This is a genomic window from Longimicrobium sp., assembly GCA_036387335.1.
In the GTDB taxonomy this organism is placed as follows: domain Bacteria; phylum Gemmatimonadota; class Gemmatimonadetes; order Longimicrobiales; family Longimicrobiaceae; genus Longimicrobium.
On the sequence record DASVTZ010000134.1, the window covers coordinates 15604 to 34973 of the forward strand.

Consider the following 19370-nt stretch of genomic DNA (forward strand, 5'->3'; position numbering starts at 1 on the left):
CGGATCTGGCCGGCGGCCTCGTCCAGCTCCTCGCGCGGCGGATGGATCGTCCAGTCGGCCACGATCTTGAAGGGATGTGGAAGACCTCTTGAGCGGCGGCCGCGCCGTCACGAACGCAGTCTCACGCATCCCATGCCGATCGGCAACCCTCCCGTCCGGAGCCCATGAGCGAGCCCACACACCCGCGCGCCCGCGAGCTGGTGCGCATCCTCGGCCTGCAGCCGCACCCCGAGGGCGGCGCCTTTCGCGAGGTCTTCCGCTCTCCCCTGGCCGTGCGTCCCGCCGACGGGCGCCCGGAGCGGAGCGCGCTCACCGCCATCTACTTCCTCCTGGCGGACGGCGGGGCCAGCCGCTGGCACCGCGTAAGCTCCGACGAGTCGTGGTGCTGGCTGGAGGGCGACCCGCTGGAGCTGTGGTGCATGCCGGATGCGGGAGGCCCCGCCCGCCGCCAGACGCTGGGCCCCGTGGCCGAGGGCGTTCACGCGCTGGGCATCGTGCCCGCCGGCGAATGGCAGGCCGCGCGCACCCGCGGGGCGTACACCCTGGTGGCGTGCATGGTCGGCCCCGGCTTCGACTTCGCCGACTTCCAGATGCTCGCCGACCTCCCCGCGGATGCCGAGCGGGCGCGCGCAGCCGGCGGCGAGGTGGCGGCGCTGGTGTGACGATGGCGCGTCCACTGAACCCGCCATGCGTTCAGTGGACGTTCGATGTTCCATGGGCGGCGCACCGGCGATTCGGCTCAAGTGGTTGCGGACGTAGGAGATACTGGCGTCGGGCAAGCCGGGGCGCTCTTTGCCTGTACGAAGATCCGGTTTCCTCATCCGCCACCTCCTACTCCGGCAGGCTTCCATGCGTCGCTTTCAGATCTTCGCCACCGTCGCGCTCGTGCACGCCATCGCCACGGCCGCCGCCGTGACCCTCACCATCTCCGATGTCGGGCGCAACTTTCCGCACAGCCCCTCGCTCGTGGGCCGCGCGCTGGGCGGTCTGGCGTACCTGCTGGGTTTTCCGGTGGTGAGTGGGGCGCTCTACACGGGGAGCTTTCCGTTCTTTGGGCCCGCCTGGCAGTCGTACGCGCTGCTGGCGGCGAACAGCGCGCTCTGGGGCGTGGCGGCGGCGCTCCTGTGGCGGGGCTCGCCCGACCGATCGACACACACGGGCCGTCGCATGGCCCAGCTCAGGGGTTGATCGGAGGGTATCTTCATCGAAATCCCGCAACACCTCCGGGCCCGCGCACGATCGAAACTCACGTGCAGGTGCGGCGTACGGGACCGTGCCCCCTGGCCAACTCTCCCCGACTTCGAGCCGCGTCATATGAGCCGTCCCTCGAATCCGAACATCGCGGTTTACACCGCCCTGGTTGCACTCGGAACCTCCATCAACACGCTGGGCATCGTACTCCAGAGTCTCGGCTGGGCCCGCTTCGTCCTCATGGGGGCCGGGATACTGATGATGCTCATCGGGATCGTCAAACTGGTTGCTACGCACGCCTCGGCTGATAAGACGCCGGAGTAGCGCGGCGTCACGCGCGCAGGCACCCTGGCGGGACGGGGCACAACCGTGGTGGACGGGGGTACGGTAAAGTAGAACGGCCTTGCCATCCTGCGGGAGAGAAACAACGAGAAGATGCCGGGTGGGAAACCGAAAACCGCGGGGCGTACCAGGGCCGCTCCTCGGTCCTGGATGTGCAGGGGTGGTGTTCGTGCGTTTTCGTCCGCCCATGGTACGTGGCTCAGTCGGCGGCGGGCCGCCGTCCGCCGGCCGGACGCGCAGCCCACGGGGCCGGAACCTGCAGGTGCGTGCTCTCTCCTCTCCGCGCGAGCCGAATGTACGCCAGGAATCCCCGCGTCATCGAAACGCACCTGGATCGCGAGCTGATCCTGCTCGATCCGGGCACGGGCGAGATGTTCAGCCTCAACGACACGGGCCGCCGCATCTGGAGTGCGCTTCCCGCGGAATCGGTGACCGCCGCCGCACGCGAGCTCGCTGCCGTGCTCGACGTCGACGTCGCGACGGCTGAGCGGGACGTGCGCGGCCTCTTTGAGCGGCTGCGCGCCGCGGAGCTGATCCGCGTCTCCACATGACGGAGTTCTCCGTGATGGGCCGCACCGTGCAAACGGCGAATCTCCCGCCCAGCCTGGAGCAGTGGCTGCACGCACACTGGCGGTTCGACGAGCACGAGACGGGCAAGGCGGGGTTCGACATCGTCGTGGCGCGAGGTGCCCGGCCGCGCACCCCGCTCCCGGCTCCCGGACCCGTGGTACGCATTCCCCGCATCGAGCTCCCCTGCCGGACCCTGGGGGAGGATGACTGGATGATCGGCGACGAGGCTGCGGGCGTCCGGCTGGCGCTCGGCACCGCGGGAAGCCGGATCGAACCGTACGGGCTGGAGGAGGAGTCGAGGAGGGAGCTTCTTCGCGGAGCGCTTTTCGTGGCCCTGTACGAGTCGCTACGTGCGAGCGGGCTGGTGCCGCTCCACGCGTCCGTCATCGCCCGGAACGGCGAGGCCACCGCGCTCCTGGCCCGCAGCGGAACCGGAAAGAGCAGCACGCTCGTCCAGGCGGTGCGCGGCGGGTGGGACCCGGTCGCGGAGGATTTCGCCTGGCTGGACCCCGTCACCCTCCAGGTGTACGGCTGGGACCGCGGGGTGCACCTGTGGCCCGACGCACGGCGGCGCTTCGCCCCGGACCTGCCCGGGCGGATGGGGGCGGACGGGAAGCTGTTCATCCCCTGGGACGCGCTGGGCGGGGCGCGGCCCGGGGGGGCGCGGCTCGCGAGCGTGGCGCTCCTCTCCCGCGACGCGAACCGGCCGTCCCAGTGGGAGGCGCTGCCGGAGCGGGAGGCGGTGCGGGCGCTGTGGGAGAGCATCGGCGTCCCGCTCTCCGCCGCCTCGCGCGCGGCGGTCGCGGAGCTGATCCCCGCCCTCCTCCGCCGCGTGAGGACGCGGCGGCTCATCCTGGGCGGCACCCCGCTCCCGCTGGCGGGCCCGTGAGGCGGGGAGCATCGCTCCTCCCCTTCACGGCTGCTTGAAGACCACCCCGCCGGAGATCGCCACAGGTGCGGGGTAGATCGTGCCGGGACTGCCACCCGACTGGCCCGAATAGTCTCCCCACCCGTAGGCCGCGCCCGCGGAGGTCACTCCGATCGACGTGTAAAACACACCCGCGCCGATGCTCGTGAACGTCAGCCCGCCCGAGACCGGCACGGGCGCGGTACGGTCCGTGGTCGTGCCGTCGCCCAGCGATCCGCGGAAGTTGCCTCCCCAGGCGTAGGCCGCGCCCGCCCGGGTCAGCGCCAACGTGTAGTGTCTGCCCGCCGTGATGCTGGCGAACGTAAGCTCTCCGGAAACCGCCACCGGCGCGGCGCTGTTCGTGGTGGTGCCGTCGCCTAGCTGGCCCACGGAGTTGCTCCCCCACGCGTAGGCCTTGCCCGAGGCGGCGAGCGCCACCGTATGGGACGCGCTCGTGGAGATGCTCACGAACGGCCGCCCGCCCGTCGGCACCGCCATGGGTGCGGCGCTAGCGATGCCGCTTCCCCCCCACTGGTATACCGCACCCGTGGAGGTCAGCGCAACCGTGTGGAAGAAGCCCCCCTCAACCCTCGCGAAGCCGAGCCCGCCGGTGACCGCCACCGGCGCGGTGCGCAGGGTGTCCGTGCCGTCGCCGAGCTGGCCCTGCTGGTTGCGCCCCCAGGCGTAGGCCGCACCCGTGGAGGTAAGCCCCACCACGTGAAAGCCGCCCGCGCTGATGCTGGCGAAGGTCAGCCCGCCGGAGACCGCCACCGGCTCGGCGCGGTTCGTGGTGGTGCCGTCGCCCAGCGCGCCCTCGTCGTTGCTCCCCCACGCGTAGGCCACTCCCGAGGAGGTCAGCGCCACCGTGAAGGCGAAGCCCGCGCTGATGCTGGTGAAGGTATGCCCGCCTGCGACCGCCACCGGCGAGTCGCGGTCCGTGGTGGTGCCGTCCCCCAGTTGGCCCCCGTAGTTGGCCCCCGAGCAGTACGCCGCACCCGAGGGGGTCAGTCCGCAGGCGTGGCTCGTCCCGGCCGTCAGGGTCGCCGCCCTCAGCGGCTCACCCGCAAGGGTGGCCGTTCCGCTCTTCCCGCCCGCGGCGGCAGTGATCGTGGCCCTGCCCGCGCCCGTAATGGTCACCAGCCCCGTGCCGCTCACCGTCGCCACCGCGGAGTCCGAGCTGCTCCACGCGATGCTCGCCCACTCGGCGGGGCCGCCGTTGGCGTCCGTGGCGGCCGCGGTCAGCTGCACCGTCTGCCCCACCAGCTCGCTCGCCACGTTCACCAGCCGCACCGCGTCCGTCGGGCTCACCGCCACCGATGCGATCGCCGGGCAGGGGGAGAGCGTGGCTGCCGGATTCCCGCTCTCGCCCGCGGTGCGCACGCCGCAGAGCATGCGCTTCGCCGCGCTTCCCGCGTACGCGCCGCCGGGGAAGAGCGTGACCCCCGTGGCGGCCAGCGCGGCGGCCCGCGCCTCGAACGCGCTGCGCCCCGCCGCCGCCTGCTCCTCCGGCGCCTGCGTCACGCGCGTCTCGCCGTCCTCCACCGCCACCGCCAGCACCGAGATGGTGAAGGGGTCGTCCGCCGCCGTGGCCGCCAGCGGGATGCGGTACGCAAAGGTGACGCGCCCGTCGAACTGGTCCGCCGCCGGGGTGGGCGCCAGCGTCCGCGTGTCCGTTGCCGTGGCGTGCCGCACCACGAAGCCGTAGGGAAAGCGGTTCGTCACCCCCTCCGGCATGCCGATCGCATCCGCCTCGGCCTCGGTGAAGGCCTGCAGAACGTCCGGGTACTGCGAGGCCGGCGCGCCCCCCGCGTCCAGCGCAACCGCCCCGGTGGGCCGCAGCTGCGCCGCCAGCGCGGAGTCCGCGGCGCCGCCGTCCTGCCTGAGGAACCGCCGCACGGGTGTGCCTGGGATGGTGCCCGCGGTACTCACGGGAACGAAGGCCACGTTCCGCCGCTGCGTGGCGTAGGCGGTGCCCTGCGCATCCGCGTTGCGCACTTGGAAGACGGCCTGCAGGTAGCGCTGTCCCCCGGCCCCACGCGTACCCACGTCCACCGTGGCGGCGCTCACGTGGCGCACCTGGACGGTGCCCGCGGGGCTGCCGCCCGGCACCGGGGTGAGGTCCCCCCGCGCGCGCTCCAGTGGAAACACCGCGGCGCTCATCTGGGCGGTGCCGATGCCGCTGATGCGGATCTCCACCAGGCCGAGCGCGCGCGGGGCCTCCGGAGCGGGGTTTGCGCCGCCCGTGCCGGTGACGTCGTCGGTGCACGCGCCCAGGAGTCCGGCGCCGAGCAGGGCAAGGGGGCAGCAATGTTTGAACCGCATGGGTGCCGTTCCGTCAAGGGAGGTGCCGCGGTGGAGACGGCGGGGCTACTTCTGGTCGTTCTTCAGGTACTGGGTCCAGGGCTGCTCGTCGGCTACCACGAAGCTCTGCTGGAGCGTGAGCGCGGTCCACCCCCCCAGATCTTCAAGAAGCGGCGGAACGTACGGCGCCCGCGCGGCGGAAGGCGCGGGAGATGGCGGATCGGGTGTCTGCATCGGCGGAGAGCCCTGTGGCGGTGGAAAGCAAAAAGAACGGCCCCGCGTGCTGATCGCCGGGCGATCCGGGACGCGTTCCCCGGCCGGAAACGCAGCTTCGGTCTAATGGAGATGTGCGCAGCGGCGTGCGCACCGGTTCGGGACGGGGGAGCACGGGCAGGGGCGCGGGCCGGCTGGTGCGTGCCTCAATGTACACTAGGCCGGAACAAAAAGCGATCATCTTTGCAAACACCTTATGGACGCTCGCTTTAGCGGCGGTGGCCCGGCGGGTGGCCACGAGCCCGACATTGCAGGTGCAAGACGAAACTTGCGTGATGGTGCGAAGCTGATCGCCATGCGCGGAGGCGCGTGCGCAACGCCCGGGGACGGTCGGTCGGAGTTGGCGCGGGCGCTTGAAGCGAATCTCGGCCAGGAGACGCCACCGGTGCACTGTTTCGAACCACAAACCCAGCACCACCAATACCCGGTGGATGCTGGGTTTCTCTATAGTGCCCCGCGCGAGACCGCCAGGTGGTCACTCGGGCTCCACCGCAGGTCCCTCGTTCGCCGCGAGCCCCGAAAATTCGCCCCGGCGCGTCCCTCTATCAACTCACCTCGCGCCGCACGCCCCCCGATGCGGCCGCAGGGGCGGCTCTCCCGGGCCGGGCGCCTCCCCTAAGCACCGAATGCTTTCACGGTGTACGGTGCCCTGCACCATCCCGCCCTTCCCCGTACTGAAAAGGAGGAACCCTTGGCAGCAGACGGCGACACCCCGACCCCCAAGCCGGAATCGGACGAATCCATCCGCAGCTGGGTCATGATCGGCCTCACCGCCGTGTTCGTGGCGCTCTACGTGGCGGCCCTCTTCAACGTGATCCGTCCGTTGGCCGACGACCGCGTGGTCATGCGCCTGGAGTCCATCGTCGGCGTGATCATCGGCTACTACTTCGGCCGGGTGCCGGGCGAGAAGAACGAGAAGACCCTCAAGGAGGAGGTGAACCGCCAGGCCGGAAAAGCGAAGGCGGAAGAGCAGAAAAAGGAGCAGGCGCAGCGCGAGAAGGGCGCCGCGGAGCAGCGGAACGGAGCGCTGGAGATGAAGGTGAAGAGCATCGGGGCCGTGCTCTCGCCCGCCCCTCACACGGTGCGGGAGGGGGATCACGGCAAAACGTTCACCCCCACGGACCCCTCGCCCGTGGACGTGAGCGGGCTCCGGCATACCCTGGCCGCCGCGATCAGGGTGCTGGACGCGGAGTGACGACGGAAGCGTAAGATCCGGAGAGATCCGGACGAGGAAACGTCTGCCGCAGCGCCCTCGTGTGTGCGTGGGGACAAAAACGAACCGCAGCGTGGCGCGTGGCCATGCTGCGGTTCGCTCGGTTCAGTGCCCCCGGCGCGACTCGAACGCGCGGCCCCAAGATTAGGAATCTTGTGCTCTATCCACCTGAGCTACGGGAGCCAAAGCGGGTCGAATCTAGCAAAACACGCGGGGACGGTCAATCGAACCACGGCTTGCACGCGAGCGTTCGCAACTGCGCCCGCGCCCGCCCGCCTCGCGATGTGGTGCGCTGGCGGCTTTGGAGCGACAGACGCGGCTGGGACTTGACGCCGCATCCAAACAGCCCCTAATTCGCCGTCACAAGCAAACCGCTGGGAGAAGATCAGTCGCTCTATGCCGGATGGGGCCGCCTCCCCTCGTCTGTTGCGTCAAACCTTTCACGTAAAGTTTTTATAATGCCTTGTAAAGCACCCGGGACGCGCGTCGTTTGCGCCGTACTACTCGCGTTGACCGCCTGCCGGGATCTCCCTACGGCTGTCGCACCATCAGCGCCCGCGCGGAGTACCGGAGCGCGAGCTGCCGCTGAAGGAGGGCTGCACCTCGGGCAATCCCCGCTGGTATGTGTGCTCGGCCGCCCGGCACCCGCGCCCGCCAACGGGTGGCAGACTCGACGTGATACCATCTTCCTCCCCCGCTCGGAATACGACGCGCGCGGCCCGATGGTGCGCTACTTCTTCTGGCGGTTGGCGCCGGGTGGCGGGATCGCTCACACGGCGAGCTGCATGGTGCCGTACTCGGAGGCAGCGCTGCGCCGCGTGGATCGCCACTTCGGCGTGGAGCGGGGCGGAGGGGCGGACCAGTTCCTCGTGCGCCAGGCGATGTTGACGACGCAGAGCTGTGTCGAGGACGAGAACACCAACGCCTGCGTGTTCGACCCGCTCGTGGTCACGGCGCCTCCCAGGGAGAACTCAGACCCGTGCGAGGCAAGGCCGACTGAGTGCACGAACAAGTTTGGGAGTGGGTCAGAGAATTGGTGGAGCGACCCCAACTCGTGGAGTGGTGGCGGGGGCGGGGGTGATACCGGGGGTGGAGGTGATACCGGCCTGCCCGGCGACGACGATGACGACGGGGACACCTTGGATGAGGGCCCCATTGCCTATACCCTCTGTATAGCGATCAAACTCGGCGCCGGCGGGTGGTCTGCGATTGGCGGGACTGTCGTGAGCGCGACGTTGGCATGGGATGCCCGGAAAAACACGCGCGAGGCGTATGACGCGTGGGACGGCTATCGACGGAATACGCAGGCCGGGATCATCCCGTACGACCTGTCGATCAACGACCTGTACTACAAGCGCTGGAAGGACGCCGAACATCAGGAGCATCTTCTCTATGGAACCACTGCTGTGGCAGGAGTCTATGCTGTGTGGGAGATCGTCCAAGCAGCGGCCTTCTGTGCGCCCTATGGGGCGGCGCCCGTGCCGTGACTTCAGGAGAAGCGACAAATGTCGTTTGAACGCAAGGTGTACTTGGTCTGCCTCATCGTGTGCGTGTCAGTGGCGTTCGGTGCACTGGCAGCGCTGTACTGGATGTGGAGCATTGGCGCGCCGGCCTCCCTCCTCGTGGGTCTCGGCTTGGGGATCGTCGGCAATCTGTTGGTAGGCTATATGGTCTGGCGCGCGCTGAACGGCACTCGGCCTGTCGAGGGCGATCCAATTTCGGTTGCCCTGAAGGTTTTGAGCGTTGGGATCCTCTTGGCACTCCTTCCACGTATCTGGGCTGCGCTCAACCGATAAAATGCAGGCCGGGGCCGCGAGTGATCGGTGAGACACCTGGGCGAACGCGTGAGCCGCGCCAGCGTTGCGCCTGTGTGGGCGTGGCTTCCCCTAGGGATTGCTCGTAGTCTTCTGGGCCGTTCGTCGGCCGGAGTCTCCGGCGCGGGAACCAAGGCCATCCGGACTCAGGGGACGGTCAATCGAGCCAGGGCGAGCACACGGGCCTTCGCAACTACGCGCCCGCCCGCCCGCCTCTTGATGTGGTGCGAACCCGCCTCGTCTGCGCCAGGGGCGTCGACTGTGGCCCCAACCCCCTGGAGGAGGTCGTGAGCGTGAGAGAAATGCCGCGTACGGCCCGGCGCCAGGAGATACAAACGGCTTCTTGCGATCATCTGGATCGCAGCCATCGTCGGAATCACGCTGTCCGCGCGTGCGATGCTCGTCGCGATCCTCGATGCGCCATTCGTCCCAGCCGAGCGGCTGTGGAGGAGCGTGGCGAAGCAGGCGCTTTTCATCTGCGGGGGCGCCATTATGCTTTGGATCGCTCATCGGGGCACAAGTAGGAACCTTGCTCCACCGGAGTGGCTACTGCTGGTGCTCGTGCTACTCCAATCGCTTGCGATCGTGCTGTAGGTATTTCTGTTGGCAGTTCGATTAGAGGCTTGGGCGTGTCCCCCCTGGCGAGGGAGCGGGCGCTGAGAACCGGGAGTTTCTGCTCTCGTGGCGACAGCGCGTCAGCGATTTACACCGGCACTGAAATCTTCACGGCCGCGGTTGCCTGATCTCCGTACGCCTTAGCACCTGTATGAACCCGGTGAGGTGGAATGATGACCACAGAACGCAAGATTTACCTGGTCTGCCTCATCGGTACGGGGCTGTTAACCCTGTTGAGCGTGTTCCTCGCGTTCGGGAGCTGGAACATGGGAGTGCCGCCCTCCCTGATGGCTTCCCTGTTGTTGTCGATAGCGGCAGGCTCGCTGACCGTGTCGATCGCGTGGCGCGCGTTTCAGGGTGTACGGCCTACTCCCCGTGATCCTGCCATGATCGCTTTGGATCTGCTCACGCCGGTGGGTCTGATCCTCATCTTCATCACGCTCTGGGAAATTCGAAGGTAGCGGTGCCTCCCCGTCGGCTGCGGAAGTTCAACCACGATCAGATTCGAAAAACGGAGGGGCGGCTCGCGCGAGCCGCCCCTCTGCTTGCGCGTCCGTCGGGAATTGAGGGTGCACGCGATGTGACTCCAGACGGCGATGATGCGTGATCAGGTGGCGATCTTGGCCGCGCATCGCTAGTCTATCACGTACGTCCTTGCACGCACCCCCTCCAGCCCATCCCCGATGGCACTTCCGACCCCCCTCCAGACGGTTGAGGCACGCAGCGATGTGACGGATGGCGGAGCGGCGGCTCTCCCCGCCCTGCTCGGGGGAACCCCGACCGTCCGCATCCCCGGCCCGCACTTCCGGTGGCCTCTCATCGAAGCGGACGACGAGGAGGCGGTGCTCGCACAGCTGCGCAGCGCCGAGCTCTCGTACCATCGCCGCGCGGGCGTCGTGGCGGAGCTCGAGGACGCATTCGCGGAGTTCCACGGCGTTCCCTTTGCGATGTCCGCCAATTCGGGGAGCGCGGCGCTGCACGCGGCGTTCTTCGCGCTCGACCTGGAGCCGGGGGACGAGGTGCTGGCGCCGGCATACACGCACCTTTCCACGGTGCTCCCGATGCTGCACTGCCACCTCGTTCCCGTTCTGTGCGACGTGGACGAGGAAACGGGGAACCTGGACCTCGCGGATGCGGAGCCGCGCATCGGCCCCCGAACCCGGGCCATCGTGGTCACGCACCAGTACGGCCACGTGTGCGACATGCCCGCCGTGCTCGCCTTCGCGCAGAAGCACGGGCTGCGCGTGGTGGAGGACTGCTCGCACGCGCACGGGGCCACGCTCGACGGACGGCTCGCCGGCACGTTCGGGGACGCGGGGTGCTTCAGCCTGCAGGCCCACAAGGCGGTGCCCGCCGGCGAGGGCGGGGTGCTGATCTGCAGCGATCCGCGGGTGATGGAGCGCGCCGCGCTACTGGGCCATTTCCGGCAGCGCACCCCCGCCACCACCGACGCGTACGCGCCCTTTGCGGAGACGGGATACGGCCTCAAGAACCGGCTCCACCCCCTGGGCGCGGCCCTTGCCCTGTCGCAGCTGCGCAAGCTGCCGGCGCGCATCGAAGCGCGGCGCGCGAACCTGCAGTACTTTGACGAGCAGCTGCGCGGCGTTCCCGGGGTCCGCCCTCTCGCGACGGCGCCGGGGGTGTCGCGCGGAGGGTACTTCCGCTACCTGGTGCACTACGACGCGGCGGAGCTGGGCGGGCTGCCGGCGGCGCGCTATGTGGAGGCGCTGCGGGCCGAAGGCGTGCAGGAGGTGAACCCGGGGAGCCTGGCCAGGCCCCTGCACCTCACCCCCATCTTCCAGACGCTCGACGACCGCATGTACCGCAACGGATGGCCACGGCGCGGCGCGCACACCGACCGCGCCCTCGTGTACGGCCCCGGCGACTTTCCCGGCGCGGAGCGGTTTTCCGCGACCACGCTCCAGTTTCCGGCGTTCACGCAGCCCAGCTTCCACATCATCGACGCGTACCGCGAGGCGATGGTGAAGGTGGCGCGGCATGCATCGCTTCTGGCGGAGGGCGCTTGAGGACGGTGATCGCGGGGGGAGGCGTGGCAGGGCTCGCCGCCGCCCGGGCGCTTCGCTCGCGCGGGCTGGGGTGCACCATCCTGGAAGGCACGGGCGAGCTCGGGGGGCTGGCGTCCACGGACCAGTCGGAAGGGTTCAGCTTCGACCGCACTGGGCACGTCCTGCACTTCAGCCGGCCGGAGGTGCGGGCCGAGGTCGAGGCGCTCGGCGTGCCGCTCACGCGCACGGAGAGGCGCGCCGCGGTGGTGGTACGCGACGCGGTGGTGCCCTACCCCTTCCAGTTCAACCTGTGGGCGCTGGGCGAGCCCGGCCTCGCCAGGCGGGCGCTGGACGGGGCGCGCGAGGCGCACGCCGGCCGCGACCCGAACCCCGCCACCTTCGCAGGCGTGCTGGCGGGGGCGTGGGGGGAGACGATGGAGACGCTCTTCTTCAGGCCCTACAACGAGAAGCTCTGGGGAAGGAGCCTGGAGGAGCTGCCGCCGGACTGCGCGGGCGACTTCCTCCCCGATCCCCAGCTCCCCCTGGTGGAGGAGGGCATCCTGGGGCCGACCGGCTACACGGGGTACAACGCGCACTTCCTCTATCCCGCGTCCGGGCGGCTAGGCGACGTCGTCGATGCGCTGGCGCGGCCCCTCCTGGAACAGGTGCGCCTGCACAGCACCGTCGCGTCAGTGGACCTGGAGCGCCGCACGGCCGCCACCCGCGACGGACGGGAGTTCCCGTTCGACCACCTGATCAGCACGATGCCGCTTCCCGCGTTGCTGGCGGCCGCGAAGCTCCCCCACCCCCCGGCCGGGCTCCTGGACGCGACCAGCGTGGGCAACGTCCGCGTCCGCATCCGGGGGCGGATGCTGAGCGACCTCCACTGGATCTACACCCCCGATCCCTCCGTCGTCTTCCACCGCGTGGGCTTTCCGGCGAACCTGAACCCCCGCACCTGTCCGCCGGGGTGCATCAGCCTTTCCATCGAGCGCACGATTCCGCGCGAAGGGGAGCGGCCCGGCACGCGTGAGATCGCTGCGTCGGCCGTGGAGTACCTCGTGCGCGTGGGGCTGATCGAGGTGGAGTCGTGGGACGCGGAGGAGATCGTGCTGTCGCCCGCGTACGTGGTGTGGCGGGCGGCGGGGCGTCCGTGGTTCCGCGAGATGGCGGAGCGCCTGCGCGAGCACGGGGTGGTGCTCGCCGGCCGCTTCGGCACCTGGGAGTACCTGTCGCTGGAGGGCGCCTTCGCGTCGGGGATGGCCGCGGCGGAAGACGTCGCGGGGCGGGAGGTGGCGCGTGTCTGACGTGCGGCGCGTGGTGATCGTGGGCGGGTGCGGGTTCATCGGGAGCCGGCTCGCCAACGCGCTCGCCGCGCGGGGGGCCGACGTCACCGTGGCAGACATTGCCCCTCCCCCCGCCGACCTGGACCCGCGCTGCCGTGTGGAGGAGCGGGACGTCCGCCGGGCCTCCGAGCTTCGCGGGGTGACGCGTGGCGCGGAGGCGGTCTTCGCGCTGGCGGCGAAGCTCAAGAAGACGTGCGAGGAGGATCCCGCCCGCGGGTGGCAGACCAACGTGCTGGGGATCGCCAACCTGCTGGAAGAGGTGATCGCCTCCGGCAGCCGGCCGCGCGTCGTCTTCACCAGCTCGGGCGGGGTGTACGATCCCGACGGCACCGTGTTCCCCACTCCGGAGTCGGGGGCTCTCCGGGCGGTGGGGCTCTACGCGGCGTCGAAGCTCGCCGGGGAGGGGATGGTGGCGGCCTCGGCGGCGGCGGGCGGCTTCTCCGCCGTCATCTTCCGCCCCTTCACCGTGTTCGGCGCGGGGCCGGCGGCGGGTGAGCGGGGGCACTTCATCGCGCACTGGCTGGAGCTCGCCGCCGCCGGACGCCCGCTGACGCTGCACGGCGACGGGTGCGGCACGGTGGACCTCACCTGGGTGGGCGACGCGGTGCGCGCGCTGGAGATGGCGGCGCGCGCCCCCATCCCCGCGAGGGAGTGCCGCACGTACAACCTGGGCGGCGGAACCGAGACGCCGGTGTTCGAGGTAGCCCGCTGGATGCGCGACGCCGATCCGTCGATCACGGTGACGCACACGGCCGCGCCGCACCAGTCGCCCTCGCGGCAGTCCGCGGACATGCGGCGCATCCGCGACGAGCTGGGATATGAGCCGGGGGTGCACCCGCGCGACGAGATCCGGCGCCTGGTGAAGACCCGGCTGCACGGGGCGGCGCGGTGAGCACGGCGCTGACGGGGGGACTCCTGGCGGCGGTGCTGTGCGCCGCGCTCACGCCGCTCGCGGGTCGGCTGGCTACGCGGCTGGGGATCGTGGCGGGCGCCAACCCGGACGTGCCCACGCACACCCGTCCCGTGCCCCTGCTGGGGGGCGTCGCGATCGTGGCGGGAGTGGCGCCCGTGCTGGCGATGGCCGCGGCGGCGGACCCGCGCTGGAGGGCCCTCGTCCTCGCCCTGGTTCCCCTCGTGCTGCTGGGGCTCTACAAGGACTGGGCGGAGCGCCCGCTCTCTCCCATCCTGCAGCTCGTCGTCCAGGGCGTGGCGGCGGGGGTTCTGGTGTGGGGCGGACTGCGCCTCGACGTGCTTCCGCATCCCGCCGCCGACGCGGCCGCCAGCGTGTTCCTCTGCCTCTGGATCGTCAACAGCTGGAACTTCATCGACGTGATGGACGGACTTGCCGCGAGCGTGGCGGTGGTCTGCGCCGTCACCTTCGCGCTTGCCGCGGCCCACCTGGGTGACCGGACGGCGGCGGCGGTCTCGCTTGCCGTCGCGGGGGGCGCGCTGGGCTTCCTGCTGCACAACCGGCCGCCGGCGCGCATCTTCATGGGCGACGTCGGCTCGTTTTCGCTGGGGCTTTCCTTCGCCGCGCTGGTGCTGGCGATGTCCAGCGACGTTGGCTCGGGAGCCGGCGCGCTCTTCCTGGTGGCGGTGCCGCTGGCGGACGTCGCGTTCAGCTCGCTCGTCCGCATCCGGGCCGGGCGCTCGCCGCTCGCGGGCGGGGCCGAGCACCTGTGCCTCCGCCTGCTGGCGCGGGGGTGGAAGGGACCGGTGATCGTGGCGGCCGCGTCGCTCGCGGCCGCGGCAGGGGGAACGGCGGGGCTCTTCCTGCTTCGGCAGGCTTACGCGCCGCCGGCCGCGACGACCACCACCGAGTAGGGAAGGAGCGGGAGGCGCTGCTCGCGGACGATGCGCAGACCCTGCTCCTCCGCCAGGCGACGAACGGTGCCGGGGCTCTGGTGGACGTGGTTGATGCACACGTAGGCACGCCCGCCGGGGCGCAGGCGCGGCCCCACCCCGGCCAGGAACCGGCCCAGCACCTCCCATCCCATCTCGCCTCCGCAGGTACGGACGGCCTGGCGGCGGCGCTCCTCGTCGTCGCTCAGCCCTGTATCGCGCATCTGCATCTCGAACACCGCGCGCGGCGTGAAGGGCGGAACGAACCACGCCACGTCAAAGGTCCCCTCCACACCCTCGAACAGATCAGTGCAGCGGACGTCGACCGGGAGTCCGTTGCTCTCCGCCGACTGCCGCGCCCAGCTCGCCCATTCCTCCACCAGCTCCGTCGCCACCACCTCCAGCCGCCACCGGCGCGCGGCCCACAGCGCCAGCGTCGCGTACGGGCCCGTGCCCACCTCCACCACGCGCATCCCGTCGCGCAGGTCGCGGGCGAGCGCCTGCCGGATGGCGAGCGTGCCCAGCTCCCAGAAGCTGGACGCGCCGCACGGGCGCAGGGTGGAGCCGAAGATCAGTCGGGTCGCGGCGGGCGACCGGTAGACCGTGCGGCGCACCGCCCGGTTCGCGGCCGACAGCAGGCGTACCCCCACCGAGGTGGTGCTCATCTTCCTTCGTCTCCCGGAGAACGGATGGCCAGCAACTCCTCGTACACGGCGAGCGTTTCCCGCACCACCTGGTCCGCGCCGAACTCCGTCTCGGCGGCGAGGCGCGCGTTGGAGCCGAGGGTGCGGCGGAGCTCGGGGTCGTTCAGCAGCCTCGCCAGGGCTCGCGCGAGCGCGGCGGGATCGCGGGGTGGCACGAGGATGCCCGTCTCGCCGTCGATCACCAGCTCGCGGCAACCCGGCACGTCCGTGGCCACCATCGCCTTGCCGCACGCCGCCGCTTCCAGCAGCACCTTGGGGAGCCCTTCGCCGTACCACGACGGGAGGCACACGACGGCGGCGGAGCCGATCACGGCGGCCATGTCGGCGCGCGCCCCCCACCACTCCACCTCGCCCGCCCCAGACCACGCCCGCAGCGTCTCTTCGCTCAGCGAGCTGCGATGCGCGGGGTCCGGCTTGCCGACCAGGACGAAGCGCGCGGAAACGCCGCGCGCACGGAGCTCCCGTGCCGCGGCGGCGAAGTCACCGACTCCCTTTTCGCGCATCATCCGGCCCGCGTAGAGCACGACCGGCGCGCCGCCGGGCTCCGGCACCGGCGCGAACGCCTCCAGGTCCACACCCGACCCACGGATCACGGCGGAGCGGCCGGGCCGGGCAGCGCCCGCGCGCGTCAGCAGATCCAGGTCGTCGCGATTCTGGAAGATGATGCGCGCGCGCCGGTGCCCCGCAGCCAGCCGCAGCAGCAGGAGGATCAGGCGGCGCAGAAAGGGGGCCTTCCACGAACGCGAAGTGAACGCCATCCCCAGGCCGGTGATGGTGTTCGCGCACACGGCCCGACCGCTGAGCCGCGCCGCGATCCCGCCGTAGATCACCGGCTTCAGCGCGAAGTGGTGCACCAGGTCCGGCCGATGACGCCGGTACGCGGCGAGCACCTGCGCGAGGCTGCGCAGCTCCGTCAGCGGGTTGATGCTCCCCCGCGCGACGAACCAGGGGATGATCCGAAATCCGTCCGCCACCTCCTCGGGCATACCGCCGGTGTCCATCATCACCGTGACGTCGGCGCCCGCTTCTCGCAGCACGTGGGCGAGCGCCAGCCGGTTTCGGCGGAAGTCATCCCAATCGAGGAGGAGGAACAGGAACCGCACCCCAGCCAAGCTCGCGGGCGCCGAGGTGCTCACACGACCGGCTCCGGAATAGCGGTCAGGCTCCGCCCTCGCGCCGCCCGTGGCCGTAGCCGAGCACGAATCCTGTGACCAGCAGCCCGAGCGCGTCGCCGGAGCCGCCCGCCAGGAAGGCGCCGGGGTCGTCGCGCAGGGCGCGGGCGATCGACTCCAGGCGGTCCGCGACCTCGCCGTATGCCGATGCGTCGGATGCGGCGACGGTCTGCGTGGCTGCCTCGGGCGCGAGGGGAGACTCGTCGGGAGCGCTCTCTTCGACGACGGGCGCGTCGTGGGCGAAGAGCGCCTGGGCGGGCGGCGCCTCTTCCGCCTCCGCGATGAACGGTGGCCACTGGGGCTCGGCGGATGACGCGGCTTCGGGCGCGGAGTCGCCCCACGGACCCGCTTCTTCTGCAGAGGGCGTCTCGGCCCACGGCGCCACGTCGTGCGGCGCCGGCTTTTCGGCCCATGGCGCGGCCTCGGCGGGAGCGGGCGACTCGACCCAGGCGCCGGCTTGCTCGGGCGCGGGGGTTTCGGCCCACGGCGCTTCGTCGGCCACGGTCGTTTCCGTCCATGGCGCGGTCTCCTCGGCGGCGGCCGGCTCGCTCCACGGCTCGTCGGCGGAGGCCCACGGCATCGCCTCGTCGGGCGCGGCGGTGTCCTGCGCGGCTTCCTCGGAGGCCGGCTGCGCGCCACCCGCGTCCCATCCGGCCCATCCCGCCATCTCGTCCGCATCGGCGACGGGCTCGGCGGCGTGGACGCGCGGGCCCCCGGCGGGCATCTCCAGCCAGGGGAAGTCCTCGGCGGCGGGGGGCGCGGCGGCCTCCCACTGCTGCGCTCCCGCCTCTTCCGCGTCGAAGCCGTGCTGCGGAAGGTCGCCCTCCGGATCGCCTGGGTCGTGGGCGGGGAGCGGGACCTCCATCGTGAACTCGTCCGGCGCGGGCTCCGCGGGGGCGGAGGGCGCGGAACGCGGCGCCGGCGGCATGAACGGCGGAAACACGAAGGCGTTGGGCGCGGAATCGCCCGGGAGTGCGCTCATGGAGGCTGCCCGAAAGAGGAGTTGAGGCGGGGCCGTGCGTGGGTGGATTCGCACGGAACGTACGTGCTGCGGCGGCGCGTTGTCAACGACGCCGGTGCCCCCGCGGGAGCGCTGGCGCCAGGGATCAGCCGCCGGGCGGACGCTCGTCCACCCACCCGAAGCGTCCCAGGAGCGGTACAAAGGTGCAGTCCAGCACCTCTTCCGTCGTCACTTCCCCGCCTCGCTTGGCCACCAGCACCAGCCGCTGCGCCTCCCGCGTCCCCACCGGCACCAGCATCTTGCCGCCGTCGGCGAGCTGGTCCACCAGCGGCTGAGGGACGTCCGGCGCGGCGGCGGCCACCAGGATGGCGTCGTACGGCGCGTAGCGGCTCCACCCGATCGTGCCGTCGCCCACCAGGATCGCCACGTTGGAGATCCTCATCCCGTCCAGCGCCTCTCGCGCGCGCGCCGCCAGCTCGGGGATGCGCTCCACCGAGTACACGCGGTCCGCGAGCTGCGCCAGCACCGCCGTCTGGTGCCCGCTCCCCGTGCCGATCTCCAGCACCTTGTCGCGCGGGCCGATCTCCAGGAGCTGCATGTACATCGCCTGCAGCGACGGCTGCGACGCCGTCTGCCCGAAGCCGATGGGCACGGGCGCGTCCTCGTACGCGCGGTGCGAAACCGCGTGCGGAACGAAGGCGTGGCGCGGGATCTGGTCGAAGGCGCGCAGCACTTCCAGGTTGCGGATCCCCTTCTCCTGCATCCGCCCGATCAGCGCCCGCCGCTGCGCGTTGAAGCGCTCCGTGCTCATGCCGTGAGCTCCCACTCGGCCACGTTGCGCAGCAGGGCGTGGTTGGTGAGGTCCAGGTGGAGCGGCGTCACCGAGATGTACCCTTCGTCGACCGCGTGGTAGTCCGTCCCCTCCAGCGAAGTCCACTCGATGCTCCCGCCGCCGATCCAGTAGTACGGCTTGCCGCTGGGGTCGGTGCCCTGCGTGAGTGAGTCGCTGAAGACGCGCCGCCCCAGCCGCGTGACGCGCACCCCCTTCACCTGCTCCGCCGCGATGGCGGGGAGGTTGACGTTGAGGAGCGTTTCGGCGGGGAAGTCGTCGCGCTTCACCAGTTGCGCCAGCAGGCGGGACAGGAGCGGCCCGTACGACGCCAGGTGCCGCTCGTCCGCGCGCCCCGCGTACGAGATGGCGACGGCGGGGATGCCGAAGATGGTCGCCTCCATCGCCGCGGACACGGTGCCCGAGTAGAGGACGTCCTCCCCCATGTTCATCCCGTGGTTCACGCCGGAGAGCACCACGTCCGGGCGGCGCGGGAGGATGGCCTGCACGCCGAGCATCACGCAGTCCGTGGGGGTGCCGGTGACGGAGTGCCAGCGCTCGCGCACTGAGCGCGCGCGCAGCGGCAGGTGCATGGTGAGCGAGTGGCTCGTGGCGCTCTGCTCCCGGTCCGGCGCGACGACGTGCACCTCGCCCAGCCCGGCCGCCGCTTCCGCCAGTACGCCCAGACCCGGCGCCATGTACCCGTCGTCGTTGGTGCACAGTATCAGCATCGCGGAAACACAACTCCTGTCGTGGCTTGCCCTCGCACGCGGCGCGCGCCGCCGTGCGCGGACAAACTGCGCCCGACGCACCCCTCGCGCCACCCCCGCGGGGGAGCGGAGGGGCGGAAAGGCGCGTCGGCTGGTGTCGTGGTGATGCGGGTGGCGCGGAAGGGGCTTTTCTCACGCGGAGACGCGGAGGCGCGGAGAAAACAACAGCAAAAGCCTCACACAGAGAACACAGAGGGAACTACAAGCCACAGAGGAAGCCTCAAGTTTGGTCTCTCTGTGTCTCTGTGTGAGCCATGCTGTCGCAGTTCTCTCTGCGTCTCCGCGCCTCCGCGTGAGATTTTTCGTTACGGGGCTTCGCACGAACCTGGACGACGAATGGTCTCACTTGGTGGTGATCAGGATGGCACCGGCGCCGTGATCCAGCCCGAACCGCTCCGACGCTTCCGCCGGGGTCAGGCGGCGCACCTCGGCCACGTCTTCCACCTTGATGTTACGCAGCGCCGCCTTGGCGCCCACGAGCACGCCGTCGCGGTACACCATCACGTGGTTGCGC

General features: G+C 70.8%; 20 protein-coding genes and 1 tRNA gene. 13 read left to right on the forward strand and 8 right to left on the reverse strand.

What is annotated here, in order from left to right:
• The first annotated feature begins 164 nt into the window (after positions 1–164).
• The 5 genes from VF647_12505 to VF647_12525 all read left to right on the forward strand — a co-directional run bounded on the left by VF647_12505 (position 165) and on the right by VF647_12525 (position 2992).
• The gene (locus tag VF647_12505; protein ID HEX8452914.1) at positions 165–662 is read left to right on the forward strand and encodes a cupin domain-containing protein; all 498 of its coding nucleotides are present in this window, start codon (positions 165–167) and stop codon (positions 660–662) included.
• Positions 663–849: 187 nt separating this feature from the next.
• Positions 850–1188: a hypothetical protein gene (locus VF647_12510; protein HEX8452915.1), complete on the forward strand. Its 339-nt coding sequence runs from the start codon at positions 850–852 to the stop codon at positions 1186–1188.
• 126 nt (positions 1189–1314) lie between these two features.
• Complete coding sequence (locus VF647_12515) at positions 1315–1515, forward strand: hypothetical protein (GenBank protein HEX8452916.1); 201 nt, start codon at positions 1315–1317, stop codon at positions 1513–1515.
• Between the two features lie 311 nt (positions 1516–1826).
• A complete protein-coding gene (locus VF647_12520) occupies positions 1827–2084 on the forward strand; it encodes a PqqD family protein (GenBank protein ID HEX8452917.1) in 258 nt (85 codons plus the stop codon).
• On the forward strand, positions 2081–2992 hold the full coding sequence (locus VF647_12525; protein ID HEX8452918.1) for a hypothetical protein: 912 nt from the start codon (positions 2081–2083) through the stop codon (positions 2990–2992). The genes VF647_12520 and VF647_12525 overlap by 4 nt, the downstream gene beginning before the upstream one ends.
• 24 nt (positions 2993–3016) lie before the next feature.
• On the opposite strand, the gene VF647_12530 is transcribed toward VF647_12525, so the two are convergent.
• Together VF647_12530 and VF647_12535 are read right to left on the reverse strand one after the other, a co-directional pair.
• On the reverse strand, positions 3017–5332 hold the full coding sequence (locus VF647_12530) for an Ig-like domain-containing protein (protein ID HEX8452919.1): 2316 nt from the start codon (positions 5330–5332) through the stop codon (positions 3017–3019).
• Between the two features lie 45 nt (positions 5333–5377).
• A complete protein-coding gene (locus VF647_12535) occupies positions 5378–5545 on the reverse strand; it encodes a hypothetical protein (GenBank protein HEX8452920.1) in 168 nt (55 codons plus the stop codon).
• A 730-nt stretch (positions 5546–6275) separates the two neighbouring features.
• Between VF647_12535 and VF647_12540 the strand changes: the two genes are divergently transcribed.
• Complete coding sequence (locus tag VF647_12540) at positions 6276–6779, forward strand: hypothetical protein (protein ID HEX8452921.1); 504 nt, start codon at positions 6276–6278, stop codon at positions 6777–6779.
• A 127-nt stretch (positions 6780–6906) separates the two neighbouring features.
• On the opposite strand, the gene VF647_12545 is transcribed toward VF647_12540, so the two are convergent.
• A tRNA-Arg gene (locus VF647_12545) sits at positions 6907–6980 on the reverse strand.
• 539 nt (positions 6981–7519) lie between these two features.
• Between VF647_12545 and VF647_12550 the strand changes: the two genes are divergently transcribed.
• The 7 genes from VF647_12550 (at position 7520) to VF647_12580 (ending at position 14402) form a co-directional block, all read left to right on the forward strand.
• On the forward strand, positions 7520–8284 hold the full coding sequence (locus VF647_12550) for a hypothetical protein (protein ID HEX8452922.1): 765 nt from the start codon (positions 7520–7522) through the stop codon (positions 8282–8284).
• Positions 8285–8302: 18 nt separating this feature from the next.
• Complete coding sequence (locus tag VF647_12555) at positions 8303–8593, forward strand: hypothetical protein (protein HEX8452923.1); 291 nt, start codon at positions 8303–8305, stop codon at positions 8591–8593.
• Between the two features lie 806 nt (positions 8594–9399).
• Positions 9400–9687, forward strand: a complete 288-nt coding sequence (locus VF647_12560; protein ID HEX8452924.1) for a hypothetical protein — start codon at positions 9400–9402, stop codon at positions 9685–9687.
• Between the two features lie 222 nt (positions 9688–9909).
• Positions 9910–11253, forward strand: coding sequence for an aminotransferase class I/II-fold pyridoxal phosphate-dependent enzyme (locus VF647_12565; GenBank protein ID HEX8452925.1), 1344 nt, complete (start codon positions 9910–9912; stop codon positions 11251–11253).
• Positions 11254–11258: 5 nt separating this feature from the next.
• Entirely contained in the window at positions 11259–12539 is a 1281-nt protein-coding gene (locus tag VF647_12570; GenBank protein HEX8452926.1) for an FAD-dependent oxidoreductase, read from the forward strand.
• A complete protein-coding gene (locus VF647_12575; protein HEX8452927.1) occupies positions 12532–13470 on the forward strand; it encodes an NAD(P)-dependent oxidoreductase in 939 nt (312 codons plus the stop codon). The genes VF647_12570 and VF647_12575 overlap by 8 nt, the downstream gene beginning before the upstream one ends.
• Positions 13467–14402, forward strand: a complete 936-nt coding sequence (locus VF647_12580) for an MraY family glycosyltransferase (protein ID HEX8452928.1) — start codon at positions 13467–13469, stop codon at positions 14400–14402. Before VF647_12575 ends, VF647_12580 begins: the two co-directional genes overlap by 4 nt.
• Here VF647_12580 and VF647_12585 read toward each other — a convergent pair.
• The 5 genes from VF647_12585 to surE form a co-directional block, all read right to left on the reverse strand.
• Entirely contained in the window at positions 14366–15085 is a 720-nt protein-coding gene (locus tag VF647_12585) for a hypothetical protein (GenBank protein HEX8452929.1), read from the reverse strand. The two genes, VF647_12580 and VF647_12585, sit on opposite strands and share 37 nt — an antisense overlap.
• On the reverse strand, positions 15082–16260 hold the full coding sequence (locus tag VF647_12590; GenBank protein ID HEX8452930.1) for a glycosyltransferase family 4 protein: 1179 nt from the start codon (positions 16258–16260) through the stop codon (positions 15082–15084). Before VF647_12590 ends, VF647_12585 begins: the two co-directional genes overlap by 4 nt.
• A 22-nt stretch (positions 16261–16282) precedes the next feature.
• Positions 16283–17278, reverse strand: a complete 996-nt coding sequence (locus VF647_12595; GenBank protein HEX8452931.1) for a hypothetical protein — start codon at positions 17276–17278, stop codon at positions 16283–16285.
• 124 nt (positions 17279–17402) lie between these two features.
• Positions 17403–18068: a protein-L-isoaspartate(D-aspartate) O-methyltransferase gene (locus VF647_12600; GenBank protein HEX8452932.1), complete on the reverse strand. Its 666-nt coding sequence runs from the start codon at positions 18066–18068 to the stop codon at positions 17403–17405.
• Positions 18065–18817 (reverse strand): 5'/3'-nucleotidase SurE, encoded by a 753-nt coding sequence (surE, locus tag VF647_12605; protein HEX8452933.1) that lies wholly within the window; start codon positions 18815–18817, stop codon positions 18065–18067. Before surE ends, VF647_12600 begins: the two co-directional genes overlap by 4 nt.
• Positions 18818–19370 lie beyond the last annotated feature (553 nt).

What these genes read in the sequence shown, in the direction of transcription:
- VF647_12505 (HEX8452914.1), top strand. Translation starts at nt 165, where the DNA reads ATGAGCGAGCCCACACACCCGCGCGCCCGCGAGCTGGTGCGCATCCTC.
- VF647_12585 (HEX8452929.1), bottom strand. Translation starts at nt 15,085, where the DNA reads ATGAGCACCACCTCGGTGGGGGTACGCCTGCTGTCGGCCGCGAACCGG.
- VF647_12525 (HEX8452918.1), top strand. Translation starts at nt 2,081, where the DNA reads ATGACGGAGTTCTCCGTGATGGGCCGCACCGTGCAAACGGCGAATCTC.
- VF647_12515 (HEX8452916.1), top strand. Translation starts at nt 1,315, where the DNA reads ATGAGCCGTCCCTCGAATCCGAACATCGCGGTTTACACCGCCCTGGTT.
- VF647_12555 (HEX8452923.1), top strand. Translation starts at nt 8,303, where the DNA reads ATGTCGTTTGAACGCAAGGTGTACTTGGTCTGCCTCATCGTGTGCGTG.
- VF647_12535 (HEX8452920.1), bottom strand. Translation starts at nt 5,545, where the DNA reads ATGCAGACACCCGATCCGCCATCTCCCGCGCCTTCCGCCGCGCGGGCG.
- VF647_12510 (HEX8452915.1), top strand. Translation starts at nt 850, where the DNA reads ATGCGTCGCTTTCAGATCTTCGCCACCGTCGCGCTCGTGCACGCCATC.
- VF647_12550 (HEX8452922.1), top strand. Translation starts at nt 7,520, where the DNA reads ATGGTGCGCTACTTCTTCTGGCGGTTGGCGCCGGGTGGCGGGATCGCT.
- VF647_12595 (HEX8452931.1), bottom strand. Translation starts at nt 17,278, where the DNA reads ATGAGCGCACTCCCGGGCGATTCCGCGCCCAACGCCTTCGTGTTTCCG.
- surE (HEX8452933.1), bottom strand. Translation starts at nt 18,817, where the DNA reads ATGCTGATACTGTGCACCAACGACGACGGGTACATGGCGCCGGGTCTG.
- VF647_12530 (HEX8452919.1), bottom strand. Translation starts at nt 5,332, where the DNA reads ATGCGGTTCAAACATTGCTGCCCCCTTGCCCTGCTCGGCGCCGGACTC.
- VF647_12520 (HEX8452917.1), top strand. Translation starts at nt 1,827, where the DNA reads ATGTACGCCAGGAATCCCCGCGTCATCGAAACGCACCTGGATCGCGAG.
- VF647_12565 (HEX8452925.1), top strand. Translation starts at nt 9,910, where the DNA reads ATGGCACTTCCGACCCCCCTCCAGACGGTTGAGGCACGCAGCGATGTG.
- VF647_12600 (HEX8452932.1), bottom strand. Translation starts at nt 18,068, where the DNA reads ATGAGCACGGAGCGCTTCAACGCGCAGCGGCGGGCGCTGATCGGGCGG.
- VF647_12560 (HEX8452924.1), top strand. Translation starts at nt 9,400, where the DNA reads ATGACCACAGAACGCAAGATTTACCTGGTCTGCCTCATCGGTACGGGG.